Origin of the sequence: Enterobacter cloacae complex sp. ESBL7, from assembly GCF_041679625.1 — a bacterium.
Lineage (GTDB): Bacteria > Pseudomonadota > Gammaproteobacteria > Enterobacterales > Enterobacteriaceae > Enterobacter > Enterobacter asburiae_B.
This window is the reverse complement of sequence record NZ_JBGORN010000001.1, coordinates 2,016,468-2,042,393: the sequence shown is the minus strand read 5'-3', so window position 1 is coordinate 2,042,393 and position 25,926 is coordinate 2,016,468. Positions and strand designations below refer to the sequence as shown.

Genomic DNA, 25,926 nt, shown 5'->3' with positions numbered 1-25,926 from the left:
GGCATGATACCCGTGACGTAATGGGCTGAGCATGCACTGTGGCAGAAGAGAACGACGACAAAACGGAAGCCCCCACACCCCACCGACTAGAAAAAGCGCGTGAGGAAGGGCAGATCCCCCGATCCCGAGAATTGACCTCCCTGCTGATCCTTATCGTAGGGGTGTGCATTATCTGGTGGGGCGGGGAGTCGCTCGCCCGCAAGCTGGCGGGAATGTTGTCCACCGGCTTACGTTTTGACCACAGCATGGTCAACGATCCGAATCTGATCCTCAGCCAGATTATTCAGCTTATTAAGGGGGCCATGGTCGCGCTGCTGCCCCTGATAACCGGGGTCGTGCTGGTCGCGCTGGTCTCTCCGGTGATGCTCGGCGGTCTGGTTTTCAGTGCCAAATCGCTGCAACCGAAATTTTCCAAACTGAACCCGCTGCCGGGTATTGCGAAAATGTTCTCTGCGCAGACCGGGGCTGAGCTGCTCAAAGCCGTTCTCAAATCGGTGCTGATGGGCAGTTCCGCAGGCTTTTACCTCTGGTACCACTGGCCGGAAATGATGCGTCTTATCAGCGAATCGCCGCTCACCGCGATGAGCAACGCGCTGAATCTGGTTGGGCTTTGCGCGCTGCTGGTGGTGCTCAGCATTATCCCGATGGTGGGTTTTGACGTGATCTTCCAGCTTTATACCCACTTCAAAAAGCTGCGCATGTCGCGTCAGGATATCCGTGACGAATATAAGCAGATGGAAGGTGACCCGCACGTGAAAGGGCGCATCCGCCAGATGCAGCGTGCCGCCGCCCGTCGCCGGATGATGGACGATGTGCCGAAGGCCGACGTCATCGTCACCAACCCGACACACTATTCCGTTGCGCTGCGCTATGACGAAAACAAAATGAGCGCGCCGAAAGTCGTTGCGAAAGGGGCGGGGCTGATCGCACTGCGTATCCGGGAAATTGGCACGGAAAACCGCGTACCGATCCTGGAAGCCCCTCCGCTGGCGCGTGCCCTGTACCGCCATGCGGATATCGGACAACAGATCCCGGGACAACTCTACGCCGCCGTGGCGGAAGTGCTGGCCTGGGTGTGGCAGTTGAAGCGCTGGCGTCTGGCTGGCGGTCAGCGGCCTGTGAAACCTGAAAACCTTCCGGTGCCTGCCGCGCTGGATTTTATGAACGAGAAGGACACTGATGGCTAATCTGGTGGCAATGTTGCGCCTGCCCGGCAACCTGAAATCGACCCAATGGCAAATCCTTGCCGGGCCGATTCTGATCCTGCTAATTCTGTCGATGATGGTACTGCCGCTCCCGGCGTTCATCCTCGATCTGCTATTCACTTTCAATATTGCGCTGTCCATCATGGTGCTGCTGGTGGCGATGTTCACCCAGCGTACCCTGGAGTTCGCCGCATTCCCGACCATTCTGCTGTTTACCACCTTGCTCCGACTGGCGCTGAACGTGGCGTCCACGCGTATCATCCTGATGGAAGGCCACACCGGTGCGGCAGCGGCAGGTAAAGTGGTGGAGGCGTTCGGCCACTTCCTGGTAGGCGGCAATTTCGCTATCGGTATCGTGGTGTTCGTTATCCTCGTTATCATCAACTTTATGGTTATCACCAAAGGTGCAGGGCGTATCGCGGAAGTGGGCGCGCGTTTTGTGCTGGACGGGATGCCGGGCAAGCAGATGGCGATCGACGCCGACCTGAACGCCGGCCTTATCGCCGAAGATGAAGCCAAAAAACGCCGTTCGGAAGTGACGCAGGAGGCGGACTTCTACGGCTCCATGGACGGTGCGAGCAAGTTTGTGCGCGGTGACGCCATCGCGGGCATTCTGATCATGGTGATTAACGTGGTTGGCGGCCTGCTGGTGGGGGTATTGCAGCACGGGATGGACATGGGCCACGCGGCGGAAAGCTATACGCTGCTGACCATTGGTGACGGTCTGGTTGCGCAGATCCCGGCGCTGGTTATCTCTACTGCGGCGGGTGTGATTGTGACCCGCGTAAGTACCGATCAGGACGTTGGCGAGCAGATGGTGGGCCAGCTCTTCAGCAATCCGCGCGTTATGCTGCTGGCCGCTGCCGTTCTGGGTTTGCTCGGCCTGGTGCCGGGGATGCCAAACCTGGTGTTCCTGCTGTTTACGGCGGGTCTGCTGGGGCTTGCCTGGTGGATGCGTGGCCGTGAAATCAAACCGGCAGCGGAACCTGTTCAGGTAAAAATGCCGGAGAACACCCAGGCCGTCGAAGCGACCTGGAACGACGTTCAACTGGAAGATTCTCTGGGAATGGAAGTAGGCTATCGCCTGATTCCGATGGTCGATTTCCAGCAGGATGGCGAGCTGCTTGGCCGTATCCGCAGTATCCGTAAAAAATTCGCCCAGGATATGGGCTTCCTGCCGCCGGTTGTACACATCCGCGACAATATGGACCTGCCGCCCGCGCGCTATCGCATTCTGATGAAAGGGGTCGAAATTGGCAGCGGTGATGCCTATCCGGGCCGCTGGCTGGCGATTAACCCCGGTACCGCCGCGGGCACGCTGCCGGGCGAGCAAACCATCGATCCAGCTTTTGGCCTGGCCGCTATCTGGATTGAAAGTGCCCTGAAAGAGCAGGCGCAAATCCAGGGATATACGGTTGTTGAAGCCAGTACCGTGGTGGCGACCCATCTTAATCACCTGATCGGGCAATTCTCGGCAGAGCTGTTTGGCCGTCAGGAAGCGCAGCAGCTGCTTGACCGCGTCACGCAGGAGATGCCGAAGCTGACGGAAGATCTGGTCCCGGGCGTGGTGACCTTAACCACGCTGCACAAGGTGCTGCAAAACCTGCTCGAAGAGAAAGTGCCGATCCGCGATATGCGCACTATTCTGGAAACCCTTGCCGAGCATGCGCCGATACAAAGCGATCCGCACGAGCTGACGGCGGTGGTACGCGTGGCGCTGGGTCGTGCGATCACCCAGCAGTGGTTCCCGGGAACCGGAGAAGTGCAGGTCATTGGCCTCGATACGCCGCTTGAACGTCTGCTGCTGCAGGCCCTGCAGGGCGGGGGCGGCCTGGAGCCGGGCCTGGCGGACCGTCTGCTGGCGCAAACGCAGGAGGCGCTGGCGCGCCAGGAGATGCTGGGCGCGCCGCCGGTGCTGCTGGTGAACCATGCGCTGCGTCCGCTGCTGTCGCGCTTCCTGCGTCGTAGCCTGAACCAGCTGGTCGTGCTGTCGAATATGGAGCTGTCGGATAACCGTCACATCCGCATGACCGCGACGATCGGAGGAAAATAATGCGTAAATGGCTCTGGATTTTGTTCTTCCCGCTGGCGGCGCACGCTGCCGGGGAAGGCACCTGGCAGGCAAGCAGCATGGGAGTGACCCTCAGCAACCGGGGCGTTGCTATGTCATCTAACCCGCTGTCGCCTTCTGAAGGCGTTTCCGGTCAGATGGGCCTTGTGGTCTGGAATTACCGGCTGATTGGCCCAACGCCCGCAGGGCTGCGGGTGCGCCTCTGTTCTCAGACGCGCTGCACGGAAATCGATGGCGAAAATGGCACGACACAGGCGTTCAACGGCGTACCGGCCATTGAACCTTTGCGTTTCATCTGGGAAGTGCCGGGCGGGGGACGTTTAATCCCGGCGCTGAAAGTACAGAGTAATTCTGTCATCGTGAACTACCGCTAACACCCTGCCTTTTCACCAGCCATCAGCAATTTTGATGGCTGGCTCTCAAAACTGACCTCACCTTTTGTTCAAATAGAAACGCTGTTTTATAAATCAGTGACGCGTGTGACGGTACTCTTTGCATTATTGCCATTGACCCTCTTAGTGATGGCAGAAACAGAAAGGTATCAACCGGTCGATGCATTTACTGTAGCCGTCTAAAAGCTCCCGGAAGACGCTTGCTTGCAGGGAGTCTCCCAAAACTGATTAGGGGTGACGGCAATGAGAACACGTAAAATTGGGCTCGCAAATTATCTCGCTTACGGGTCAGGCGATTTCCTCGGGGCGGGTACCACCGCCCTGACGGCGGCCTGGCTTTTATATTTTTATACCACCTTCTGCGGGCTCTCACCGATCGAAGCAACGTTTATCTTTGCCGCTGCAAGGGTGCTGGATGCCGTCGTTAGCCCGTTAATGGGCTTTTTAACCGATAACTTTGGGACAACCTGGCTCGGTAAGCGCTTCGGCCGTCGTAAGTTTTTTATCCTGCTGGGGATTCCGTGCGTGTTCAGCTACTCGCTGATGTGGGTTGGGGACATGAGCTTCTGGTACTACCTGCTGACCTATCTGGTGTTTGATATTGTCTACACCATGATTCTGGTGCCGTACGAAACGCTGGTACCGGAAATGACCGATGACTTTAAACAGAAAACCAAGTTCTCCGGGGCGCGTATCTCAATGGCGCAGATGTCCGCCATTCTGGCCTCCTTCCTGCCGGGGATCCTGTTAACCCACTTCGGGAAAGAAAACGCCATCTCCTTCTTCTACGCAAGCCTGGTCTTCTCCTTGCTCTGCGCGCTGATGCTAACTTTCGTCTGGTTCTTTACCTGGGAACGCCCGCGCGAAGAGTGGTCAGAAGCGGCGCTGCGTGCTGAAGAAGAGAAGAAGAAGCTGACGCTGGGGCAGAGCCTCAACCGCCTGATCGTTGAGTTAAGCTCCACGCTGCGCATCAAGATTTTCCGTCAGCATCTGGGCATGTACCTTGGCGGCTATATCGCGCAGGACGTGTTTAATGCGGTATTCACCTACTACGTGGTGTTCGTGCTGATGCAGGAAGTGTCAATGGCGTCCAATCTGCTGGGCACGATGGCTATTTTCCAGTTCTTTGCGGTTATCGCCATGATCCCGCTGTGCATCCGTTTCGGGCCTGCACCGTCCTACCGCATGGTGGTGGTGCTGTTTGGTCTAGCGTCTCTCTCTTACGCCATGCTCTATTACGCGGGCCTGAGCGACGTCTACGCTCTGCTGTTGCTGATCTCAGCGGTTGCCGGTCTCGGTCGCGGCGGTATCAACTACGTGCCGTGGAACACCTATACCTACATTGCTGACGTGGATGAAGCGATCACCGGCCAGCGCCGCGAAGGGATCTTCGCGGGCATCATGACCCTGACCCGTAAGGCGTCACAGGCCGGTGCGGTGATGCTGGTGGGTATCGTGATGCAGATGTCCGGCTTTGTCAGCGGTCAGAAAGTACAGCCTGCGGAAGTGAGCCACACCATTTTGACGATCCTGAGCGTGGGCACCATCCTGGTGCTGTTCTGCGGCTTCCTCGTTTCCCTGCGCTTCAGGCTCAATTTGCAGACCCACAGCACGCTGCGCGAGGAGACCGCGAAAATGCGTGAGTGTGGTCATGCGATGCCTGAGTCAGCGACGCCACACGCCCGCGCCACCGTCGAGATGCTGGCCGGTATGCCTTATGAGTCACTGTGGGGCAATAACAACATCGGTTATCTGAATCGCAATAAGCCAGCGGCACCCTCGCTGAAGGATCGCGCGGTACTGAATTCGACATACAACAGAGGTTAAGATGATGAAAGTTTGGCCTGTCAAACATAGCCCGTTATTACGTCAGCCAGAGCGCTTTATCGCCCGGGACGAACTGAAATCGCTGATTCAAAAGGTGACGCATAGCCTGGTCAATATCCACGACAAAACGGGTGAATTTTTGCTGCGGCTGGACGACGGGCGCGTGATCGACACTAAAGGCTGGGCCGGATGGGAGTGGACGCACGGCGTTGGCCTGTACGGTATCTGGCAATATTACTGCCAGACCGGCGACGAAGGTATGCGAGACATCATCGACAGATGGTTTGCCGACCGCTTTGCGCAAGGCGCGACCACCAAAAACGTAAATACCATGTCGCCGTTCCTGACGCTGGCTTATCGCTACGAAGAGACCAAAAATCAGGCCTGGCGGCCGTGGCTGGAAAGCTGGGCGGAATGGGCGATGGCCGAGATGCCGCGCACGGAACACGGCGGGATGCAGCACATCACTCTGGCGGAAGAAAACCATCAACAGATGTGGGATGACACGCTGATGATGACGGTGCTGCCGCTGGCGAAAATCGGCAAGCTGCTCAACAAACCGGAATACGTTGAAGAGGCGGTGTATCAGTTCCTGCTGCACGTGCAGAACCTGATGGACCGGGAGACCGGGCTGTGGTTCCACGGCTGGAGCTACGACGGCAACCATAACTTCGCCCGTGCCCGCTGGGCGCGGGGCAACAGCTGGCTCACCATCGCGATCCCGGACTTCCTTGAGCTTGTGGATCTGCCGGAAAACAGCGCCGTGCGCCGCTACCTGGTGCAGATATTGAATGCGCAGATTGCCGCGCTGGCGAAATATCAGGACGACAGCGGGCTATGGCATACGCTGCTCGACGATCCACATTCTTATCTTGAGGCGTCCGCCACGGCAGGGTTTGCCTACGGCATTCTGAAAGCCGTGCGCAAGCGCTACGTTGGCGCGGAGTATGCCGAAGTGGCAGAAAAAGCGATTCGCGGTATCGTCAAAAATATTTCGCCGGAAGGCGAGCTGTTGCAAACGTCGTTCGGCACGGGCATGGGCAGCGATCTTGAGTTTTATCGCCAGATCCCGCTGACGTCGATGCCGTACGGACAGGCGATGGCGATACTGTGTCTGACGGAGTATTTGCGGAAATACTTTTGAACCTGCGGATATCCCCGGTGGCGCTGCGCTTACCGGGGCTACAAAATAAAACCCGGCTTGCGCCGGGTTTTTTTGTATTACATGCGTTCTACGGTTTCGATACCCAGGGTATCCAGACCCAGCTTCAGGGTCTTCGCCGTGAGCTGCGCCAGCTTCAGGCGGCTGTTGCGGACCGATTCGTTTTCCGCTGACAGAATAGGGCAGTGTTCGTAGAAGCCGGAGAACAGACCCGCCAGATCGTACAGGTAAGCACACATCACGTGCGGCGTGCCGTCACGCGCGACAACCGTCAGCGTCTCTTCAAACTGCAGCAGGCGCGCCGCCAGCTGCGCTTCACGATCTTCCGTGATGGTCACTGCCGCATTAGCCAGTACGCTTTCATCAATGTTCGCCTTACGGAACACCGAGAGCACGCGAGTGTAGGCATACTGCATGTAAGGCGCCGTGTTGCCTTCAAACGCCAGCATGTTATCCCAGTCGAAGATATAGTCGGTGGTACGGTTCTTGGAGAGATCCGCGTATTTCACCGCACCGATACCCACGGCGTTGGCCAGTTTTTCCAGCTCATCGGCAGACATGTCCGGGTTCTTCTCGGCCACCAGACGGCGGGCGCGTTCCAGCGCTTCGTCCAGCAGGTCGGACAGCTTCACGGTACCGCCCGCACGGGTTTTGAACGGCTTGCCGTCTTTGCCCAGCATCATGCCGAACATGTGGTGTTCCAGCGGCACGCAATCCGGCACGTAACCGGCTTTACGCACGATGGTCCACGCCTGCATCAGGTGCTGGTGCTGACGGGAGTCGATGTAGTACAGCACGCGGTCAGCATGCAGCGTCTCGTAACGGTATTTCGCACAGGCGATGTCAGTGGTGGTGTAGAGGTAGCCGCCATCCTTTTTCTGGATGATTACGCCCATCGGTTCGCCTTCCTTGTTTTTATACTCATCAAGGAACACCACCGTTGCGCCTTCGCTCTCTACCGCCAGGTTTTTGGCTTTCAGGTCAGCCACAATGCCGGGTAGCATTGGGTTATAGAGGCTTTCACCCATCACGTCGTCACGGGTCAGGGTGACGTTCAGACGGTTATAGGTCAGCTGGTTCTGAGACATGGTAATGTCGACAAGCTTGCGCCACATCTCGAGGAAGTATTGGTCGCCACCCTGCAGTTTAACCACGTAGCTGCGCGCGCGCTCGGCAAAGGCTTCGTCTTCGTCGTAGTGTTTTTTGGCTTCGCGGTAGAACCCTTCCAGGTCCGCCAGCGCCATTTCACCCGCGTTTTCCTGCTGCTGTTTTTCCAGGTAAGCAATCAGCATGCCGAACTGGGTACCCCAGTCGCCCACGTGGTTCGCGCGGATCACCTTGTGACCGAGGAACTCGAGCGTGCGCACCGCGGCGTCACCGATGATAGTGGAGCGAAGGTGGCCAACGTGCATCTCTTTCGCCACGTTCGGGGCAGAGTAGTCGATCACGACGGTCTGCGCCTCCGGCTGGGAAACGCCCAGACGGTCAGATTTCAGCGCCGCGTCAACGTGGCTTGCCAGGAATGCAGGCTCAAGGAAGATGTTGATAAAGCCCGGACCGGCGATTTCGGTTTTGCTGGCAATGCCGGAAAGATCCAGATGCGTCAGTACCTGCTCAGCGAGCTGTCGCGGCGGCATGCCCAGTTTTTTAGCCACTGCCATCACGCCATTAGCCTGATAGTCGCCAAACTGTACTTTTGCTGACTGACGAACCTGCGGTTCGCAATTCGCAGGCGCGCCTGCGGCAATCAGTGCCTGACTGACTTTTTCGGAGAGAAGAGCCTGAATATTCACCTGGATACCTTACGTTTTTGATGCGGGCTTACAGCCGCCCGCGCCAGTTAAAGAATTTAGGGCGGGAGTATACTGCAAATGCCTTCTGGCGTCAGCATTGCGGGGCCTGAAGATTGCTCAGAATCCAGGCGGTGAAGGTGTGCATAATCATGCAGTCATAAAAAGCCAGATTCTGCGGTTGGTCAAAACAGGGCAACAGAGTAAATTAGCGGCTTTGCGACATGAAAAGAGAGTGACTTATGGCGAACTGGCAATCCATTGACGAACTGCATGATATTTCCGCAGATTTACCGCGCTTCACCCAGGCGTTCACAGAACTTGCCACCCGTCTTGGTCTGGATATCGCGCCGCTTGAGGCCGATCACATCTCTTTGCGCTGTCATCAGAATGCCACGGCCGAGCGCTGGCGTCGCGGGTTCGAACGGTGCGGCGAGTTGCTCTCCGAGAACATCATCAATGGCCGCCCCATTTGCCTGTTCAAACTGTATGAACCGGTGAACGTGGCGCACTGGCAATTCACCGTGGTTGAACTGCCGTGGCCGGGCGAGAAACGCTATCCGCACGAAGGCTGGGAGCATATCGAAATTGTCCTGCCGGGTGAGCCGGAAACGTTGAACGCACGCGCGCTGGCCCTCCTTTCTGACGAAGGCTTAAGCAAGCCGGGAATTTTTGTGAAGACGAGTTCACCCAAAGGCGAGCGCGAGCGGTTACCAAACCCGACGCTGGCCGTTACGGACGGACAGGTCACGGTGAAGTTTCATCCGTGGACCATTGAGCAGATCGTTGCCAGCGAAGCGTAAGAGATGTGAGTTCACGCCGGGACTGAAAACGGACGGCGTGGCATGATGTTTCGTTTAGTGGAATTTCAGGAGGATTAAATGGCGCTGCTGGAGATTTGTTGTTACAGCGTGGAGTGTGCCGTGACCGCGCAAAAGCACGGGGCTGACCGCATTGAACTGTGCGCGGCACCCAAAGAGGGCGGGCTGACGCCGTCTTACGGCGTGTTGAAGTCTGCCCGTCAGGCCGTCACCATTCCCGTACACCCGATTATTCGTCCGCGCGGCGGTGATTTTTGTTACACGGCGGGCGAGTTCAGTGCCATGCTTGATGATATCGCACTCGTTCGGGACCTGGGGTTTCCGGGGCTGGTGACCGGCCTGCTGAATGAAGACGGCAACATCGATATACCGCGCATGCGTCAGATTATGAGCGCCGCGCAGGGGCTGGCCGTCACTTTTCATCGCGCATTTGATATGTGTAAAGATCCGCTTCAGGCCTTTGAAACGCTTGGTGAACTTGGCGTGGCGCGCGTCCTGACATCGGGTCAGCAGGCGTCAGCTGAAAAAGGACTGCAATTAATTACGGAACTAAAAGCACATTCCGGTGTTCCAATAATAATGGCGGGTGCGGGAGTCCGCGCCAGCAATCTGGAACGGTTTTTAAACGCAGGGGTAGAAGAGCTGCACAGCTCCGCGGGTAAATGGATACCTTCGCCCATGCGTTATCGCAATACAGGATTGTCAATGTCGACGGATGCTGAAGCGGATGAGTATTCACGCTATGGCGTAGAGGGAGAGTCGGTTGCGGAAATGAAGTCGCTGATTGAGCGCCATCACGTGTAGCAACGTACCGATTTTTACCGCGCATCATGTCGCCCAATATGATGCTTGCTTGTACCAGGCCCCTGCAATTTCAACAGGGGCCTTTTTTTATCCCCTCACCCTAACCCTCTCCCCATAGGGGAGAGGGCCGGGGTGAGGGGAAAACTACGGCTTAGTCGCAATCAACACCGCACGCATCGGGGCCGGATAGCCTTCGATGGTTTTGCTGTGGTCGGCCGGGTCGAGGAACTGCTCCAGCGATTCGGTGATCATCCAGTCGGTGCGGCGCTGTTCCTCAATTGAGGTCACGCTGACGTCGGCAATCCGCACATCCACAAACCCGCACTTCTCCAGCCAGTTCTTCAGCGCCAGCGCGGAAGGGATGAAGTAAACGTTGCGCATCTGCGCGTAGCGATCGCCCGGCACCAGAACGGCATGTTCATCGCCTTCAATCACCAGCGTTTCCAGCACCAGCTCGCCGCCGCTGACCAGCTGATCCTTCAGTTGCCACAGGTGTTCCAGCGGGGAACGACGGTGGTACAGCACGCCCATGGAGAAGACGGTATCAAAGGCTTTCAGGGCAGGGAGTTGTTCAATGCCCAGCGGCAGCAGGTGCGCGCGCTGGTCGTTACCCAGCAGCTTGCGCACCGCTTCAAACTGGCACAGGAACAGCTGCATCGGGTCAATACCTACCGCCAGATGCGCCCCCGCGCCAATCATGCGCCACATGTGATAACCGCTGCCGCAGCCTACGTCCAGAATGGTACGTCCGGTCAGGTCGGAAAGGTGGGGCAGCACGCGATCCCATTTCCAGTCCGAGCGCCATTCGGTATTGATGTTCACGCCGTAAAGTGAAAACGGCCCTTTGCGCCACGGCATCAGGTTACGCATCAGCGTTTCGATGCGGTTGATCTGCCCGGCCGGGAGCGGCTCTTCACTCTCGGCGGTTACGCTGTGCAGAAGATCCAGACGATGCGGGGTCAGTTCGGGCAGATACTCCACCGCGTTTGACCACTGCTTTAACAGGCCGTGCTGCTGATCGCGCTGCCAGGCGGCAATCTGCGCGGGCAAGGTTTCCAGCCAGTGGGAGAGCTGGTTTTTGGCAATCAGCTGATAGAAGTTGCTGAATTCGATCATGCGGATTCTCCCGCTTTCAGCGCCACCAGAGAGCCAAAGTTAAAGCACTGGAACCACAGTTCGCTGTGCTCAAACCCGGCTTTGCTAAGACGCGCTTTGTGGGTTTCTACGGAATCCGTCAGCATCACGTTTTCGAGCATGCTGCGCTTCTGGCTGATCTCCAGCTCGCTGTAGCCGTTCGCCCGTTTGAAATCGTGGTGCATATTGAACAGCAGTTCGCCAACCTCGGCATCTTCGAAGCTGAATTTCTCCGAGAGCACCAGCGCGCCGCCGGGATTCAGCCCCTGATAAATTTTGTCCAGCAGCAGCTGGCGGTCTTCAGGCACCAGGAACTGCAGGGTGAAATTCAGCACCACCATCGAGGCGTTATTGATCTCAATCTCGCGGATATCGCCTTCCACCACGTCTACCGGAACAGGGGCTTTGTACGCGTCGATATGGCGACGGCAGCGCTCAACCATGGCCGGGGAGTTATCGACGGCAATGATTCGGCAGCCTTCGTGGTGAACGTTACGACGAACCGACAGCGTTGCCGCGCCGAGCGAGCAGCCCAGGTCATAGACCTGCGTGCCGGGTTGAACGAAGCGCTCAGCCAGCATGCCGATCATAGAGATAATATTGGAATAACCGGGAACAGAGCGCTGGATCATATCCGGGAAGACTTCGGCTACCCGTTCATCGAAGGTCCAGTCGCCCAGGCTGGCGATAGGCGCGGAAAAAAGCGTGTCGCGATCTGACATAACGTAAAAATCCGGGAAAAATAAAGTGGCGTATTGTGCGCTAATGGAGGGAGAAAACCAACTCCCACGGCATATACCACAGGTTAGCCAGCACCATCAGCAAAAGCGAACACCAGGTCGCGCTCATGCCGGAACGACGCCAGCGGATTAAGCGGTGGTGAAAACCGTAATAGTGCATCAGGCGGCCAGCAATAAGAAGCAGGCCACAGATGTGCACCATCCAGGTTTCTGCGCCATTCATCTCCATAAAAAGCAGCAGGATTAAGGCTGCGGGGATGTATTCGACCGCATTGCCGTGAATGCGGATAGCGCTTTGTAGCTCGGAAAATCCGCCGTCACCGTAAGAGACGCGGTACAGCGTTCTGAGGCGCACAACATCAAATGAAAACTTAATCAGCAGTAATGCACCTAACACCGCATACAGCGCGCTGACCATACAAACTCCCTGTTTTTGGCAGATGGCACTTCACTATGATAGGGGGTGATATCATAAAAGAGAAGATTGTTGTGGGATGGAAGGGGCGCTGCCCACGGACGGCACCGCAGCCTGCAAGGCCTGCCACAGAGCATCGACCAGTTCGGGCGCCTGGGCGATATCTGGCGTGTGCAAAAAGAGATACGGCGTGGTGGTGTGTTCCCACTTCGCTAACGTTTGCAGCCAGACGGCGAACATCGCCTGATTTTGCTGCATGTTATCGCTGCCGATATACCTGACCATTGGGTTATGCGCGGTCACGATGGCATGGACCGGCACTTTCGGTTTTTTACGCTGAGCTTCAACGATGGCTTCGCTATGGGGGACAGCGCTGTGCACCGGCCGGCTATCGAGGATCACCCGGTTAACGGAACGCTCAAGCAGGCCGCGATTGAGCGCTTTTTCTGCTTCGCCCTTCGCAAAAAATTCAGGATGCCTGACTTCAACGCCGTAGGCGAATTCACGGGGCAGGGCATCCAGGAACTGCCAGAGCGCAGGTAAATCGCGCGGGCCAAACGTGGCGGGCAGCTGGATCCAGTACTGACCGATGCGGTTCGCCAGCGGCGACATGCGCGTAAAAAACTCTTCGGTCAAATCCCCGCAGTTGCGCAGCGCGGCCTGATGGGAAATGGTGGCCGGAAACTTAAAGCAGAAGCGGAAGTCGTCGGTCGTTTGTTCCCGCCAGCGCGTAACAATCTCGGCTTTGGGGAGCGCATACAGGGTGGTGTTACCCTCGACGCAGTTGAAGTGCCGGGCATATTCCTCAAGGCTGGTGATGCCAAGGCGCACCCATTTCGGGTGCGACCACTGGGGCAGGCCCACGTACATCATAGCGCGCTGACAATCTCATCCGTGCTGCGCACGCGGCCGATGCGCGGGAATATATGGGTCATGCTGCCCTGGTGCTGTTCCGCGGAGGCCGCGCTGCAGGCATCTTCGGCGATCACCAGGTTAAAGCCCAGCTCCCACGCGTTGCGGGCGGTAGACTCCACGCCGATGTTGGTGGAAATGCCGCACAGGATGATGGTGTCGATGCCGCGACGGCGGAGCTGCAGCTCGAGATCGGTACCGTAAAATGCGCCCCACTGGCGTTTGGTCACTTCGATGTCGCTGTCGCGTTTGCCGAGTGCGGCCGGGTACGTCCACCAGTTTTCAGGCAGGGCGCGTGCGGAAGCCTTTGCATCAACGGGCTGTTTTAACGCTTCGGCGTAATCCGCAGACCAGCCGACGCGCACCATGACAACAGGCGCACCGCTGGCACGACATGTTTCCGCCAGGCGAGCTGCGCGGCTGACCACATCATCCGCGGTATGCGGGCCACCGGCGAAGGGCAGAATGCCTTCCTGTAAATCAATCACGACAAGTGCGGTTTTACTGGCATCAAGTGTTAACATCGTTACTCCCGTTAAATGAATCACTTCCGGACACCATACGACGTCATGGCCTGTTCCTGGGCGGATAATTTTGTTAATTTTTGTGAGAATGCGCAATAAGAGTGCACCAAACGACCGCCTGGCCGTGGTTCGCTCTTATCGTCCGGCGGAATTTCCAGTATAATAGCCGCCTTTTTTCATCCAGTTGTGACATACAGAAAGCTGCGACATAGTAGCCTGCATACCAGGCGACATTTAGCCTGCGGCTAATTAAGGGATATCTCATGCGTACAGAATATTGCGGGCAGCTGCGTCAGTCCCACGTCGGACAGCAGGTCACCCTGTGTGGTTGGGTCAATCGTCGTCGTGATCTTGGTAGCCTTATCTTCATCGATATGCGCGACCGCGAAGGTATCGTTCAGGTGTTCTTCGATCCGGATCGCGCAGATGCGTTGAAGCTGGCCTCTGAGCTGCGTAATGAGTTCTGCATTCAGGTTACCGGCACCGTGCGTGCGCGTGACGAGAAAAACGTCAACGCCGACATGGCGACGGGTGCCATCGAAGTGCTTGCGTCCGATCTGGTGATTATCAACCGTGCAGAAGCGCTGCCGCTGGACTCCAACCACGTCAACACTGAAGAAGCGCGTCTGAAATACCGCTACCTGGATCTGCGTCGTCCGGAAATGGCTCAGCGCCTGAAAACCCGTGCGAAAATCACCAGCCTGGTGCGTCGCTTTATGGATGACCACGGTTTCCTCGACATCGAAACCCCGATGCTGACCAAAGCCACGCCGGAAGGCGCGCGCGATTACCTGGTCCCATCCCGCGTTCATAAAGGCAAATTCTACGCGCTGCCGCAGTCTCCGCAGCTGTTCAAACAGCTGCTGATGATGTCCGGCTTCGATCGCTATTATCAGATCGTGAAATGCTTCCGCGACGAAGACCTGCGCGCTGACCGCCAGCCAGAATTTACCCAGATCGACGTGGAAACCTCCTTCATGACTGCCGAGCAGGTGCGTGAAGTGATGGAAGCTCTGGTGCGTAGCCTGTGGAACGACGTGAAAGGCGTTGAGCTGGGCGATTTCCCTATTATGACCTTCGCTGAAGCCGAGCGTCGTTACGGCTCCGACAAACCCGACCTGCGTAACCCTATGGAGCTGGTGGACGTAGCAGACCTGGTGAAAGGCGTTGAGTTTGCCGTCTTCGCTGGCCCGGCTAACGATCCTAAAGGCCGCGTAGCAGCGCTGCGTGTACCGGGCGGTGCGGCACTGAGCCGCAAGCAGATCGACGACTACGGCAACTTCATCAAGATCTACGGCGCGAAAGGTCTGGCCTATATTAAAGTGACCGAGCGTGCGAAAGGTCTGGAAGGCATCACCAGCCCGGTAGCGAAATTCCTGAACGCGGACATCGTGGAAGCGATCCTTGAGCGCACCGGCGCGCAGGACGGCGACATGATCTTCTTCGGCGCAGACAACAAGAAAGTCGTGGCGGATGCGATGGGCGCGTTGCGTCTGAAGCTTGGCAAAGACCTGAGCCTGACCGACGAAAACAAATGGGCGCCGCTGTGGGTTATCGACTTCCCAATGTTTGAAGACGACGGTGAAGGCGGCCTGACCGCAATGCACCACCCGTTCACCTCGCCAAAAGACATGACGGCGGCAGAGCTGAAAGCGGCACCGGAAGATGCGGTCGCGAACGCTTATGACATGGTGATCAACGGCTACGAAGTGGGCGGCGGTTCCGTGCGTATTCACAGCGGCGAAATGCAGCAGACCGTGTTCGGCATTCTGGGCATCAACGAGCAGGAGCAGCGCGAGAAGTTTGGCTTCCTGCTGGACGCCCTGAAATACGGTACGCCGCCGCACGCGGGCCTGGCCTTCGGTCTTGACCGACTGACCATGCTGCTGACCGGCACCGATAACATTCGTGATGTTATTGCCTTCCCGAAAACCACTGCCGCAGCGTGTCTGATGACCGAAGCGCCAAGCTTTGCCAACCCGGCCTCTCTGGCCGAGCTGGGCATTGAAGTGGTGAAGAAGGAAGAGAAAAACTGATATGGCATATAAGCTTCCCGTTTCGGTCCTGGTGGTCATTTATGCAGAAGACACGAAGCGGGTGCTGATGTTGCAGCGGCGCGATGACCCTGATTTCTGGCAGTCGGTTACCGGCAGTCTGGAAGAGGGGGAAACCGCGTCGCAGGCCGCCGCGCGCGAAGTAAAGGAAGAGGTCACCATTGACGTTGCCCGCGAGCAACTGACCCTGAAGGACTGCCAGCGCACGGTGGAGTTTGAAATTTTTAGCCATTTACGTCATCGCTACGCGCCGGGTACCGAGCGCAATACGGAGTCGTGGTTCTGTCTCGCGCTCCCCCATGAACGGGAGATCGTGTTTACCGAACACCTGACCTACCGCTGGGTGAATGCGGCGGATGCCGCCGCACTGACCAAGTCGTGGAGCAACCGGCAGGCGATTGAAGAATTTGTAATTAACGCAGCCTGAGAAGGCGCGATTTTTGGAGAACTTTTTATGGCAGGTCATAGTAAGTGGGCCAACACCAAACACCGCAAAGCGGCACAGGATGCCAAGCGCGGTAAGATCTTTACCAAAATCATTCGCGAGCTGGTGACAGCAGCGCGTCTGGGCGGCGGCGACCCGGCATCTAACCCGCGTCTGCGCGCGGCGGTAGATAAAGCGCTGTCAAACAACATGACGCGTGACACCCTGAACCGTGCAATCGCACGTGGCGTGGGCGGTGACGAAGACGCGAACATGGAAACCATCATTTATGAAGGTTACGGCCCTGGCGGTACTGCGGTGATGGTTGAGTGTCTGTCCGACAACCGTAACCGTACCGTTGCGGAAGTGCGCCACGCGTTCACCAAAACCGGTGGCAACCTAGGCACTGACGGTTCCGTTGCTTACCTGTTCAGCAAAAAAGGCGTCATCTCCTTCGAGAAAGGCGACGAAGATGCAATCATGGAAGCGGCGCTCGAAGCCGGTGCGGAAGACGTGGTGACCTTCGATGACGGCGCTATCGACGTTTATACCGCGTGGGAAGAGATGGGTGCCGTGCGCGATGCGCTGGAAGCGGCTGGCCTGAAAGCGGACAACGCTGAAGTGTCCATGATCCCGTCCACCAAAGCGGACATGGATGCGGAAACTGCACCGAAACTGCTGCGTCTGATCGACATGCTCGAAGACTGCGACGACGTTCAGGAAGTGTACCACAACGGTGAAATCTCTGATGAGGTTGCAGCGACTCTCTGATGAGAGCCTGTAAACCGTTTACGGGAGACGCGTGATGTCGATTATTCTCGGGATTGACCCAGGCTCACGCGTCACCGGTTATGGCGTTATCCGTCAGGTGGGACGCCAGTTAACCTACCTGGGCAGCGGCTGTATTCGCACCAAAGTGGACGATCTTCCTTCGCGCCTGAAGCTCATTTATGCGGGCGTGTCGGAAATCATCACCCAGTTTCAGCCGGACTATTTCGCCATCGAGCAGGTCTTTATGGCGAAAAACGCCGATTCAGCGCTAAAGCTCGGTCAGGCGCGCGGTGTCGCCATCGTCGCTGCCGTGAACCAGGATTTGCCGGTATTCGAATATGCGGCACGTCAGGTCAAGCAGACGGTGGTGGGCATTGGGAGCGCGGAGAAAAGCCAGGTGCAGCATATGGTGCGTACCCTGCTGAAGCTTCCCGCGAACCCGCAGGCCGACGCCGCCGATGCGCTGGCGATTGCGATTACCCACTGTCACGTCAGCCAGAACGCGATGCAAATGAGCGAGTCGCGGCTCAATCTGGCGCGAGGCAGGTTACGATAATCAGAAATCAGGCTGGATAAACATCCAGCCTTTTTTTATTATGTCGGCAGTTAATTTCTCCCAGAACGCAGGAGCGTCACGTGATAGGCAGACTCAGAGGCATCATCATTGAAAAACAACCCCCGTTAGTGCTGCTGGAAGTAGGTGGCGTGGGCTATGAAGTCCATATGCCGATGACCTGCTTCTACGAGCTGCCGGACGCGGGCAAAGAGGCGATTGTCTTTACCCAGTTTGTGGTGCGTGAAGATGCCCAACTGCTGTACGGATTCAATAACAAGCAGGAACGCACCCTGTTCCGCGAGCTGATTAAAACCAACGGCGTCGGTCCGAAGCTGGCGCTGGCGATTTTGTCCGGCATGTCGGCACCACAGTTCGTGAATGCCGTTGAGCGCGAAGATCCTGCGGCGCTGATTAAGCTCCCGGGCATTGGTAAGAAAACCGCCGAGCGCCTGATTGTCGAAATGAAAGACCGCTTTAAAGGTCTGCATGGCGATCTGTTCACTCCGGCTGCCGATTTGGTACTGACCTCTCCCGGTGGCCCTGCGACGGATGATGATGCCGAGCAGGAAGCGGTTGCCGCGCTGGTGGCGCTGGGCTATAAACCTCAGGAGGCCAGCCGAATGGTGAGCAAAATTGCCAAACCGGACGCCAGCAGTGAAACCCTGATTCGTGAAGCGCTGCGCGCTGCATTGTGAGGTAAAGGATGATTGAAGCAGACCGCCTGGTGTCGGCAGGCACTATTCAGGCAGATGACGTGGTGGATCGCGCGATCCGCCCAAAACTGCTTGATGAGTATATCGGCCAGCCGCAGGTTCGTTCCCAGATGGAGATTTTCATCCAGGCGGCAAAGCTGCGCGGCGATGCGCTCGATCACCTGCTCATTTTTGGCCCTCCGGGTTTAGGCAAAACCACGCTGGCGAATATCGTTGCCAATGAAATGGGCGTTAACCTGCGCACCACTTCCGGCCCTGTGCTGGAGAAGGCGGGCGATCTCGCGGCGATGCTGACCAACCTCGAACCGCATGACGTGCTGTTTATCGATGAGATCCACCGCCTGTCACCGGTGGTGGAGGAAGTGCTCTATCCGGCGATGGAAGATTACCAGCTGGATATCATGATCGGTGAAGGCCCGGCCGCGCGCTCCATCAAAATCGATCTGCCGCCGTTTACCCTGATTGGCGCCACCACCCGCGCCGGGTCGTTGACCTCTCCGCTGCGCGACCGTTTCGGCATCGTGCAGCGTCTCGAGTTTTACCAGGTGGCGGACCTCCAGCACATCGTTGGCCGTAGCGCCCGCTATATGGGGCTCGAAATGAGCGAAGAGGGCGCGTTTGAAGTGGCGAAGCGTTCCCGCGGTACGCCGCGTATCGCCAACCGCCTGTTGCGCCGGGTGCGTGACTTTGCCGAGGTGAAGCACGATGGCTCGATTTCCGCGGAGATCGCCGCTCAGGCGCTGGATATGCTTAACGTCGATGCCGAAGGCTTTGACTATATGGACCGTAAACTGCTGCTGGCGGTGCTGGACAAGTTCTTTGGCGGCCCTGTCGGGCTGGATAACCTGGCTGCGGCTATTGGGGAAGAGCGTGAGACGATTGAAGATGTGCTGGAGCCGTATCTGATCCAGCAGGGCTTCCTGCAACGCACCCCGCGTGGACGTATGGCAACGGTGCGGGCGTGGAATCATTTCGGCATTACGCCACCGGCAATGCCGTAATGTTGTGTTCCCTCTCCCTGAGGGAGAGGGGCAGGGTGAGGGCCTCAGCGCCCTCCATGTTAGTTCGCGGTCTTTTTCATCATACTGAAGATAAACAGCACCGCCGCACTGAGCACCACTGACGGCCCCGCTGGCGTGTCATAGAACGCCGAGAAGGTTAATCCCCCCGTTACCGCAATCATTCCGATAATCACGGCTACGCCGGCCATCTGCTCCGGCGTACGGGCAAAACGACGCGCCGTGGCGGCAGGGATGATCAGCAGCGACGTAATAATCAGCGCGCCGACAAACTTCATTGCGACACCAATCGTTAACGCCGTCACGAGCATCAGTAGCAGTTTTACGCGCTGCAGCTTCACGCCGTCGACAAATGCCAGATCCGGACTGACGGTCATGGCCAGTAAATTCCGCCACTGCCAGAGCAGAATAGCGAGCACTACCACCACGCCAACGGCGATAGCGATGAGATCTTCCGGCGTCACGGCCAGCAGGTCGCCGAAGAGGTAGGCCATCAGATCCACGCGGATGTTCGACATCAGGCTGACCACCACCAAGCCCAGAGACAGGGCACTGTGCGCCATAATGCCAAGCAGCGTATCAATGGCGAGGTGAGGGCGTTTTTCGAGCCAGACCAGACCGGCGGCCAGCAGCAGCGTGACCACAATCACCGCGTAGAAGGGGTTCACATCCAGCAGCAGACCAAAGGCAACGCCCAGCAGAGACGCATGCGCCAGGGTATCGCCAAAATAGGACATTCTGCGCCAGACAACAAACGAGCCGAGCGGGCCCGCGGCGCAGGCAAGCATAATCCCGGCCAGCCAGCCGGGCAGTAACAGTTCAATCATGAGTGTCCATTTCCCCGACGCAGTAAGATTCGTCCCTGTAAATCATGGCGATGATTATGATGATGACGGTAAATACCCAGCTGTTCAGCGCCGCGTGGGCCGAACATGGAGATAAACTCCGGGTGCATTGACACCACTTCAGGCGTACCGGAGCAGCAGATATGGTGGTTGAGGCACAGCACTTCGTCGGTTTTTGCCATCACCAGATGCAGGTCGTGCGACACCATCAGCACGGCGCAATCAAGCTCCCGACGGAGCTGGTCGATCAAATCATAAAGCGCAACCTGACCATTCACATCCACACCCTGAGTTGGTTCATCCAGTACCAGCAGCTGCGGGCTGCTCAGCAGCGCGCGGGCAAGCAAAACACGCTGAGTTTCACCGCCGGACAGTTTTTGCAGCGGCGCATCGACAAGATGGCCCGCCTGCACGCGTTTCAGCGCCGGGAGAATATCGGCTTTACGGGTGCCGGGGCGCAGACGCAGGAAACGGCTGACCGTCAGCGGCAGCGTGGCGTCGAGATGAAGTTTTTGCGGCACATAACCAATACGCAATTTTTCCTCGCGCTTAATCACGCCTTCATCGGGTGCGACCAGACCCAGCACCACGCGCACCAGGGTGGATTTGCCTGCGCCATTGGGGCCGAGCAGCGTCAGAATTTTGCCGGGCTTCAGATCGAGCGACACGTCAGAGAGGACGCGGCGCTGCCCGAATGAGACCGAAATATTTTCAAGAGAAACCAATGTCGTCATGTCATTTTAAGCTTGAAGAAGTCAACGAATGTTATAATATCACATTCCACGCATTCACTACGATGATTAGTCGCATTATGTTACATAAAAATACGCTTCTTTTCGCAGCATTATCCGCTGCCCTTTGGGGTACAACCGCACAAGATGTTAACGCGGCGGTTGTCGCTTCGCTTAAACCACTCGGATTCATCGCGTCGGCCATTGCCGACGGGGTAACGGAAACCCAGGTTCTGCTCCCTGATGGTGCATCTGAGCATGACTATTCCCTGCGCCCGTCAGATGTAAAACGCTTACAAAACGCGGACTTAGTCGTCTGGATTGGTCCTGAAATGGAAGCGTTTATGCAAAAGTCAGCAAAACAGGTCGCTGGCGAAAAACAGGTCGCGATTGCCGAACTCTCCGGCGTGAAACCGTTGCTCATGAAAGGGGCGGATGACGACGGCGACGGACATGACCATCATGCCGCAGACGGCGAAAAAGGTGATGGAGATCACCATCACGGCGAGTACAATATGCATCTTTGGTTATCCCCAGACATAGCGCGGCTTTCAGCGGTTGCAATCCACGACAAATTAGTGGAACTTATGCCGCAAAGTCGAGCCAAACTAGACGCCAACCTGAAGGATTTTGAGGCACAATTAGCCGCAACCGATAAGCAGGTTGGTAATGAGCTCGCACCGTTGAAAGGTAAAGGGTATTTCGTTTTTCATGACGCCTACGGCTATTACGAAAAACACTACGGTTTGACCCCACTGGGCCACTTCACCGTCAACCCTGAAATTCAGCCTGGTGCGCAGCGTTTACATGAAATCAGAACACAGTTGGTTGAGCAGAAAGCGACATGCGTTTTTGCTGAGCCACAGTTCAGGCCAGCGGTCGTAGAAGCCGTGGCCAGGGGAACATCCGTGCGCATGGGAACCCTTGACCCGCTAGGTACGAATATCCAGTTGAGCAAAGCGAGCTATTCGCAGTTCCTCAGCCAACTGGCGAACCAGTATGCGAGCTGCCTGAAAGGAGATTAACGAGGAAGTGAATACGTGCAACAGATAGCCCGCTCTGTCGCCCTGGCATTTAACAATCTGCCACGACCCCACCGCGTTATGCTGGGGTCGCTTACAGTACTCACCTTAGCGGTCGCCGTCTGGCGGCCCTATGTTTACCACCCGAGTTCTGCCCCTATCATAAAAACCATTGAGCTTGAAAAGAGCGAAATCCGTTCTTTGCTGCCTGAAGCCAGTGAGCCTATCGACCAGGCGGCTCAGGAAGATGAAGCCATCCCGCAGGATGAGCTGGACGATAAAACCGAGAACGAGGCGGGTATCCACGAATATGTTGTCTCTACCGGGGATACGCTGAGCAGCGTGCTGAACCAGTACGGCATCGACATGGGCAATATCAGCCAGCTGGCGGCTGCGGATAAAGATCTTCGTAACCTGAAAATCGGACAACAGCTCTCCTGGACTTTAACGGCGGATGGCGATCTCCAGCGTCTGACCTGGGAAATGTCCCGCCGCGAAACCCGCACCTACGATCGCACTGCAAACGGTTTCAAAATGACCAGCGAAATGCAGAAGGGCGACTGGGTTAACAGCGTTCTGAAAGGTACCGTGGGCGCGAGCTTTGTCTCCAGCGCGCGAGATGCAGGCCTGACCAGCGCTGAAATCAGCTCGGTGATCAAAGCCATGCAGTGGCAGATGGATTTTCGCAAGCTGAAGAAGGGCGATGAGTTCTCCGTCCTGATGTCCCGCGAAATGCTGGACGGCAAGCGCGAGCAAAGCCAGCTGTTGGGCGTACGTCTGCGCTCCGAAGGCAAAGATTACTACGCAATTCGTGCCGAAGACGGTAAGTTCTATGACCGCAGCGGTACGGGCCTTGCAAAAGGTTTCCTGCGCTTCCCGACGGCAAAACAGTTCCGCGTCTCCTCTAACTTTAACCCGCGTCGTCTGAACCCGGTAACCGGGCGCGTCGCGCCGCACCGTGGCGTTGACTTTGCCATGCCGCAGGGCACGCCGGTACTGGCGGTTGGAGATGGCGAAGTGGTGGTGGCCAAGCGTAGCGGTGCCGCCGGATATTATGTCGCGGTACGTCATGGTCGTACTTATACGACCCGCTACATGCACCTGCGTAAGCTGCTGGTGAAGCCGGGCCAGAAGGTGAAGCGTGGTGACCGTATCGCGATCTCCGGCAATACCGGACGCTCTACCGGCCCGCACCTGCACTATGAAGTGTGGATCAACCAGCAGGCCGTGAACCCGCTGACGGCGAAACTGCCGCGCACCGAAGGCCTGACAGGTAAAGATCGTACTGATTATCTGGCGCAGGTGAAAGAGGTGATGCCGCAGCTGAGCTTAAACTAAGCCCTCTGTTTTTGTTAAAAAAGCCGGCGCACACTGACGCCGGCTTTTTCTTTTGTGCGTGGACGACTGCCTCGCTACACTATCTGAATAAAATTTTGCGTCATCAGACCCTGGATCCAGCATGGAAACCAAAAAAAACAATATTGAATACATTCCTGAGTTTGAAAAATCCTTCCGCCATCCGCGCAACTGGGGCGCCTGGCTTGGTGTCTACGCCTTTGCGGGGATGGCGTTGCTGCCGGCTTCCGTCCGCGATCCCGTTCTGGGGAAAATTGGCCGTCTGGCCGGGCGTTTAGGCAAGAGCGCCCGCCGCCGCGCGCAGATCAACCTCTACTACTGTTTTCCTGAGAAAAGCGACGCCGAGCGCGAGGCAATCATTGATGAGATGTATACCACCGCGCCGCAGGCAATGGCGATGATGGCTGAACTGGCGCTGAAAGGGCCGGATAAAATCGTCGATCGCGTTGACTGGAAAGGGCTGGACATCATCGAGGAGATGCGCCGCAATGACGAGAAAGTCATTTTCCTCGTCCCCCACGGCTGGGGCGTTGATATTCCGGCGATGCTGATGGCGTCTCAGGGCCAGAAAATGGCGGCGATGTTCCATAACCAGGGAAATAAAATCTACGATTTTGTCTGGAATACGGTGCGTCGTCGTTTTGGCGGACGTTTGCATGCGCGTAACGATGGCATTAAGCCCTTCATTCAGTCGGTGCGTCAGGGGTACTGGGGCTACTATCTGCCGGATCAGGACCACGGCCCAGAGCACAGCGAGTTTGTCGATTTCTTTGCGACCTATAAAGCGACGCTCCCCGCGATTGGTCGCCTGATGAAAGTCTGTCGTGCCCGCGTGATCCCGCTGTTCCCGGTCTATGACGGCAAAACGCATCGCCTGAGTATTGAGGTCCGTCCGCCGATGGATGATCTGCTGACCGCGGACGACCACACCATTGCGCGTCGAATGAACGAAGAGGTGGAAATCCTGGTGGGGCCGCATGCCGAACAGTACACGTGGATCCTGAAGCTGCTTAAAACGCGTAAGCCGGGTGAAACTGAGCCCTATAAACGCAAAGAGCTTTATCCGCGGAAATAATAAAAGCCCTCTCCATCTGGAGAGGGCTTTTTAACACAGACATTATTACTCGACGGTCATAACGCGCGTGGTGTTGGTTGAGCCGATGGTGCTCATCACGTCGCCCTGGGTCACAATGACGATATCACCGGACACCAGATAGCCTTTGTCGCGCAGCAGGTTTACGGCATCGTGCGCCGCAGCTACGCCGTCATTGGTGCTGTCGAAGTGAACTGGCGTCACGCCGCGGTACAGCGCCGTCAGGTTCAGGGTACGTTCGTGACGGGACATGGCGAAGATCGGCAGACCAGAGCTGATACGAGAGGTCATCAGCGCGGTGCGGCCAGATTCGGTCATGGTGATGATCGCGGTAACGCCCTTCAGATGGTTTGCCGCATACATCGCAGACATCGCAATCGCTTCTTCCACGTTGTCAAACTGCACGTCCAGACGGTGTTTAGAAACGTTGATGCTTGGGATCTTTTCAGCGCCCAGGCAGACGCGCGCCATAGCGGCCACGGTTTCTGCCGGATACTGGCCCGCAGCGGTTTCCGCAGAGAGCATCACCGCATCGGTACCGTCCAGCACGGCGTTAGCCACGTCCATGACTTCTGCGCGGGTTGGCATTGGGTTGGTGATCATCGATTCCATCATCTGAGTGGCGGTGATCACCGCGCGGTTCAGCTGACGTGCGCGACGAATCAGCGCTTTCTGGATCCCTACCAGCTCAGGGTCGCCAATTTCCACGCCCAGGTCACCACGCGCAACCATTACCACGTCGGACGCGAGGATCACATCGTCCATGGCATCCTGATCGCAAACGGCTTCCGCGCGTTCAACTTTCGCGACGATTTTAGCATCGCAGCCTGCATCACGCGCCAGACGACGCGCATAGTTCAGATCTTCACCGCAGCGCGGGAAGGAGACCGCCAGGTAGTCAACGCCGATCAGCGCAGCCGTCACGATGTCCGCTTTGTCTTTATCGGTAAGCGCTTCTGCAGAGAGGCCGCCGCCCAGTTTGTTGATGCCTTTATTGTTGGAGAGCGGGCCGCCGACGGTGACTTCGGTGAACACTTTCATGCCCTGAACTTCCAGCACCTTCAGCTGTACGCGACCGTCGTCGAGCAGCAGGATATCGCCCGGCACCACGTCAGCCGGCAGGCCTTTATAGTCGATACCGACTTTCTCTTTATCGCCTTCGCCTTTGCCCAGGTTGGCATCAAGCAGGAATTTGTCGCCGATATTGAGGAAAACCTTACCCTCTTTAAAGGTCGATACACGAATTTTTGGACCCTGCAAATCGCCGAGGATAGCAACGTGGCGGCCCAGTTTGGCTGCGATTTCACGCACTTTATCGGCACGTAACTTATGGTCTTCTGGCGTACCGTGAGAGAAGTTCATACGCACCACGTTGGCGCCGGCGGCGATAATTTTCTCAAGATTATTATCGCGATCGGTGGCCGGGCCTAAGGTGGTTACGATCTTGGTTCTGCGAAGCCTTCTGGACATGTAATACTCCGTTGACTGAAACAACTTTGGTGTTGCGTGAACATTGAATCGGCCTTCATCTGCTGCAAGGCAGCG

The 25,926-nt window shown here is 57.0% G+C and carries 25 protein-coding genes; 16 read left to right on the top strand and 9 right to left on the bottom strand.

Annotation, left to right across the window (positions count from 1 at the left end; all coding sequences use genetic code 11):
* Window positions 1-38 precede the first annotated feature (38 nt).
* The 5 genes from flhB to ACERY3_RS09940 all read left to right on the top strand — a co-directional run bounded on the left by flhB (window position 39) and on the right by ACERY3_RS09940 (window position 6,639).
* A complete protein-coding gene (flhB, locus tag ACERY3_RS09960; protein ID WP_033145863.1) occupies window positions 39-1,187 on the top strand; it encodes a flagellar biosynthesis protein FlhB in 1,149 nt (382 codons plus the stop codon).
* Complete coding sequence (gene flhA / locus ACERY3_RS09955) at window positions 1,180-3,258, top strand: flagellar biosynthesis protein FlhA (protein WP_033145862.1); 2,079 nt, start codon at window positions 1,180-1,182, stop codon at window positions 3,256-3,258. The genes flhB and flhA overlap by 8 nt, the downstream gene beginning before the upstream one ends.
* Entirely contained in the window at window positions 3,258-3,650 is a 393-nt protein-coding gene (locus ACERY3_RS09950; protein WP_033145861.1) for a flagellar protein FlhE, read from the top strand. Before flhA ends, ACERY3_RS09950 begins: the two co-directional genes overlap by 1 nt.
* 261 nt (window positions 3,651-3,911) lie before the next feature.
* Window positions 3,912-5,495, top strand: coding sequence for an MFS transporter (locus ACERY3_RS09945; protein WP_373225528.1), 1,584 nt, complete (start codon window positions 3,912-3,914; stop codon window positions 5,493-5,495).
* Between the two features lie 4 nt (window positions 5,496-5,499).
* Window positions 5,500-6,639, top strand: a complete 1,140-nt coding sequence (locus tag ACERY3_RS09940; RefSeq protein WP_373225563.1) for a glycoside hydrolase family 105 protein — start codon at window positions 5,500-5,502, stop codon at window positions 6,637-6,639.
* A gap of 77 nt (window positions 6,640-6,716) precedes the next feature.
* On the opposite strand, the gene argS is transcribed toward ACERY3_RS09940, so the two are convergent.
* The gene (gene argS / locus ACERY3_RS09935) at window positions 6,717-8,450 is read right to left on the bottom strand and encodes an arginine--tRNA ligase (RefSeq protein ID WP_373225527.1); all 1,734 of its coding nucleotides are present in this window, start codon (window positions 8,448-8,450) and stop codon (window positions 6,717-6,719) included.
* A 239-nt stretch (window positions 8,451-8,689) separates the two neighbouring features.
* On the opposite strand from argS, the gene ACERY3_RS09930 reads away from it, so the two are divergent.
* Both ACERY3_RS09930 and cutC read left to right on the top strand, forming a co-directional pair.
* Entirely contained in the window at window positions 8,690-9,250 is a 561-nt protein-coding gene (locus ACERY3_RS09930; RefSeq protein ID WP_047061097.1) for a VOC family protein, read from the top strand.
* Window positions 9,251-9,328: 78 nt separating this feature from the next.
* On the top strand, window positions 9,329-10,072 hold the full coding sequence (gene cutC, locus ACERY3_RS09925) for a copper homeostasis protein CutC (RefSeq protein ID WP_058841399.1): 744 nt from the start codon (window positions 9,329-9,331) through the stop codon (window positions 10,070-10,072).
* Window positions 10,073-10,216: 144 nt separating this feature from the next.
* Here the strand turns inward: cutC and cmoB are convergent, their stop codons facing one another.
* From cmoB to ACERY3_RS09900, 5 genes are read right to left on the bottom strand one after another with little or no spacing between them, the layout of a single operon-like run.
* Window positions 10,217-11,188 carry a tRNA 5-methoxyuridine(34)/uridine 5-oxyacetic acid(34) synthase CmoB gene (cmoB, locus tag ACERY3_RS09920; RefSeq protein ID WP_039263658.1) on the bottom strand — a complete coding sequence of 324 codons (972 nt, stop codon included), beginning with the start codon at window positions 11,186-11,188 and terminating at the stop codon, window positions 10,217-10,219.
* Window positions 11,185-11,928, bottom strand: a complete 744-nt coding sequence (gene cmoA, locus ACERY3_RS09915) for a carboxy-S-adenosyl-L-methionine synthase CmoA (protein ID WP_029741772.1) — start codon at window positions 11,926-11,928, stop codon at window positions 11,185-11,187. The genes cmoB and cmoA overlap by 4 nt, the downstream gene beginning before the upstream one ends.
* A 40-nt stretch (window positions 11,929-11,968) precedes the next feature.
* Entirely contained in the window at window positions 11,969-12,364 is a 396-nt protein-coding gene (locus tag ACERY3_RS09910) for an MAPEG family protein (protein WP_021240443.1), read from the bottom strand.
* 51 nt (window positions 12,365-12,415) lie between these two features.
* Window positions 12,416-13,234 carry a DUF72 domain-containing protein gene (locus ACERY3_RS09905; protein ID WP_373225526.1) on the bottom strand — a complete coding sequence of 273 codons (819 nt, stop codon included), beginning with the start codon at window positions 13,232-13,234 and terminating at the stop codon, window positions 12,416-12,418.
* Window positions 13,231-13,797, bottom strand: a complete 567-nt coding sequence (locus ACERY3_RS09900) for a hydrolase (RefSeq protein ID WP_048979930.1) — start codon at window positions 13,795-13,797, stop codon at window positions 13,231-13,233. The genes ACERY3_RS09905 and ACERY3_RS09900 overlap by 4 nt, the downstream gene beginning before the upstream one ends.
* Before the next feature lie 263 nt (window positions 13,798-14,060).
* On the opposite strand from ACERY3_RS09900, the gene aspS reads away from it, so the two are divergent.
* The 6 genes from aspS (at window position 14,061) to ruvB (ending at window position 19,316) form a co-directional block, all read left to right on the top strand.
* Window positions 14,061-15,833, top strand: coding sequence for an aspartate--tRNA ligase (aspS, locus tag ACERY3_RS09895; RefSeq protein ID WP_023312238.1), 1,773 nt, complete (start codon window positions 14,061-14,063; stop codon window positions 15,831-15,833).
* A 1-nt stretch (window position 15,834) separates the two neighbouring features.
* Window positions 15,835-16,278 carry a dihydroneopterin triphosphate diphosphatase gene (gene nudB / locus ACERY3_RS09890; protein WP_033145850.1) on the top strand — a complete coding sequence of 148 codons (444 nt, stop codon included), beginning with the start codon at window positions 15,835-15,837 and terminating at the stop codon, window positions 16,276-16,278.
* Window positions 16,279-16,305: 27 nt separating this feature from the next.
* Window positions 16,306-17,046 (top strand): YebC/PmpR family DNA-binding transcriptional regulator, encoded by a 741-nt coding sequence (locus ACERY3_RS09885; RefSeq protein WP_008500447.1) that lies wholly within the window; start codon window positions 16,306-16,308, stop codon window positions 17,044-17,046.
* Window positions 17,047-17,080: 34 nt separating this feature from the next.
* Window positions 17,081-17,602 (top strand): crossover junction endodeoxyribonuclease RuvC, encoded by a 522-nt coding sequence (gene ruvC / locus ACERY3_RS09880; protein WP_003859749.1) that lies wholly within the window; start codon window positions 17,081-17,083, stop codon window positions 17,600-17,602.
* A gap of 80 nt (window positions 17,603-17,682) precedes the next feature.
* Window positions 17,683-18,297, top strand: a complete 615-nt coding sequence (gene ruvA / locus ACERY3_RS09875) for a Holliday junction branch migration protein RuvA (protein WP_023312236.1) — start codon at window positions 17,683-17,685, stop codon at window positions 18,295-18,297.
* 8 nt (window positions 18,298-18,305) lie between these two features.
* Complete coding sequence (gene ruvB / locus ACERY3_RS09870) at window positions 18,306-19,316, top strand: Holliday junction branch migration DNA helicase RuvB (RefSeq protein WP_023312235.1); 1,011 nt, start codon at window positions 18,306-18,308, stop codon at window positions 19,314-19,316.
* Window positions 19,317-19,375: 59 nt separating this feature from the next.
* On the opposite strand, the gene znuB is transcribed toward ruvB, so the two are convergent.
* Together znuB and znuC are read right to left on the bottom strand one after the other, a co-directional pair.
* Window positions 19,376-20,161: a zinc ABC transporter permease subunit ZnuB gene (gene znuB, locus ACERY3_RS09865; protein WP_029741768.1), complete on the bottom strand. Its 786-nt coding sequence runs from the start codon at window positions 20,159-20,161 to the stop codon at window positions 19,376-19,378.
* Window positions 20,158-20,913 (bottom strand): zinc ABC transporter ATP-binding protein ZnuC, encoded by a 756-nt coding sequence (gene znuC / locus ACERY3_RS09860; RefSeq protein WP_373225525.1) that lies wholly within the window; start codon window positions 20,911-20,913, stop codon window positions 20,158-20,160. The genes znuB and znuC overlap by 4 nt, the downstream gene beginning before the upstream one ends.
* 77 nt (window positions 20,914-20,990) lie before the next feature.
* On the opposite strand from znuC, the gene znuA reads away from it, so the two are divergent.
* From znuA to lpxM, 3 genes are all read left to right on the top strand, one after another.
* Window positions 20,991-21,935: a zinc ABC transporter substrate-binding protein ZnuA gene (gene znuA, locus ACERY3_RS09855; RefSeq protein WP_058841590.1), complete on the top strand. Its 945-nt coding sequence runs from the start codon at window positions 20,991-20,993 to the stop codon at window positions 21,933-21,935.
* 15 nt (window positions 21,936-21,950) lie between these two features.
* Complete coding sequence (gene mepM / locus ACERY3_RS09850; protein ID WP_024909694.1) at window positions 21,951-23,270, top strand: murein DD-endopeptidase MepM; 1,320 nt, start codon at window positions 21,951-21,953, stop codon at window positions 23,268-23,270.
* Window positions 23,271-23,391: 121 nt separating this feature from the next.
* Complete coding sequence (lpxM, locus tag ACERY3_RS09845) at window positions 23,392-24,363, top strand: lauroyl-Kdo(2)-lipid IV(A) myristoyltransferase (protein WP_029741765.1); 972 nt, start codon at window positions 23,392-23,394, stop codon at window positions 24,361-24,363.
* Between the two features lie 45 nt (window positions 24,364-24,408).
* Here the strand turns inward: lpxM and pyk are convergent, their stop codons facing one another.
* A complete protein-coding gene (gene pyk, locus ACERY3_RS09840) occupies window positions 24,409-25,851 on the bottom strand; it encodes a pyruvate kinase (protein ID WP_008500455.1) in 1,443 nt (480 codons plus the stop codon).
* Window positions 25,852-25,926: the final 75 nt, after the last annotated feature.

Bases quoted from the DNA above. Each gene is read 5' to 3' on its own strand.
- flhA (WP_033145862.1), top strand. From the start codon at position 1,180: ATGGCTAATCTGGTGGCAATGTTGCGCCTGCCCGGCAACCTGAAATCG.
- ACERY3_RS09950 (WP_033145861.1), top strand. From the start codon at position 3,258: ATGCGTAAATGGCTCTGGATTTTGTTCTTCCCGCTGGCGGCGCACGCT.
- ACERY3_RS09945 (WP_373225528.1), top strand. From the start codon at position 3,912: ATGAGAACACGTAAAATTGGGCTCGCAAATTATCTCGCTTACGGGTCA.
- ACERY3_RS09940 (WP_373225563.1), top strand. From the start codon at position 5,500: ATGAAAGTTTGGCCTGTCAAACATAGCCCGTTATTACGTCAGCCAGAG.
- ACERY3_RS09930 (WP_047061097.1), top strand. From the start codon at position 8,690: ATGGCGAACTGGCAATCCATTGACGAACTGCATGATATTTCCGCAGAT.
- cutC (WP_058841399.1), top strand. From the start codon at position 9,329: ATGGCGCTGCTGGAGATTTGTTGTTACAGCGTGGAGTGTGCCGTGACC.
- cmoB (WP_039263658.1), bottom strand. From the start codon at position 11,188: ATGATCGAATTCAGCAACTTCTATCAGCTGATTGCCAAAAACCAGCTC.
- cmoA (WP_029741772.1), bottom strand. From the start codon at position 11,928: ATGTCAGATCGCGACACGCTTTTTTCCGCGCCTATCGCCAGCCTGGGC.
- ACERY3_RS09910 (WP_021240443.1), bottom strand. From the start codon at position 12,364: ATGGTCAGCGCGCTGTATGCGGTGTTAGGTGCATTACTGCTGATTAAG.
- ACERY3_RS09905 (WP_373225526.1), bottom strand. From the start codon at position 13,234: ATGATGTACGTGGGCCTGCCCCAGTGGTCGCACCCGAAATGGGTGCGC.
- ACERY3_RS09900 (WP_048979930.1), bottom strand. From the start codon at position 13,797: ATGTTAACACTTGATGCCAGTAAAACCGCACTTGTCGTGATTGATTTA.
- aspS (WP_023312238.1), top strand. From the start codon at position 14,061: ATGCGTACAGAATATTGCGGGCAGCTGCGTCAGTCCCACGTCGGACAG.
- nudB (WP_033145850.1), top strand. From the start codon at position 15,835: ATGGCATATAAGCTTCCCGTTTCGGTCCTGGTGGTCATTTATGCAGAA.
- ACERY3_RS09885 (WP_008500447.1), top strand. From the start codon at position 16,306: ATGGCAGGTCATAGTAAGTGGGCCAACACCAAACACCGCAAAGCGGCA.
- ruvC (WP_003859749.1), top strand. From the start codon at position 17,081: ATGTCGATTATTCTCGGGATTGACCCAGGCTCACGCGTCACCGGTTAT.
- ruvB (WP_023312235.1), top strand. From the start codon at position 18,306: ATGATTGAAGCAGACCGCCTGGTGTCGGCAGGCACTATTCAGGCAGAT.
- znuB (WP_029741768.1), bottom strand. From the start codon at position 20,161: ATGATTGAACTGTTACTGCCCGGCTGGCTGGCCGGGATTATGCTTGCC.
- znuC (WP_373225525.1), bottom strand. From the start codon at position 20,913: ATGACGACATTGGTTTCTCTTGAAAATATTTCGGTCTCATTCGGGCAG.
- znuA (WP_058841590.1), top strand. From the start codon at position 20,991: ATGTTACATAAAAATACGCTTCTTTTCGCAGCATTATCCGCTGCCCTT.
- lpxM (WP_029741765.1), top strand. From the start codon at position 23,392: ATGGAAACCAAAAAAAACAATATTGAATACATTCCTGAGTTTGAAAAA.
- pyk (WP_008500455.1), bottom strand. From the start codon at position 25,851: ATGTCCAGAAGGCTTCGCAGAACCAAGATCGTAACCACCTTAGGCCCG.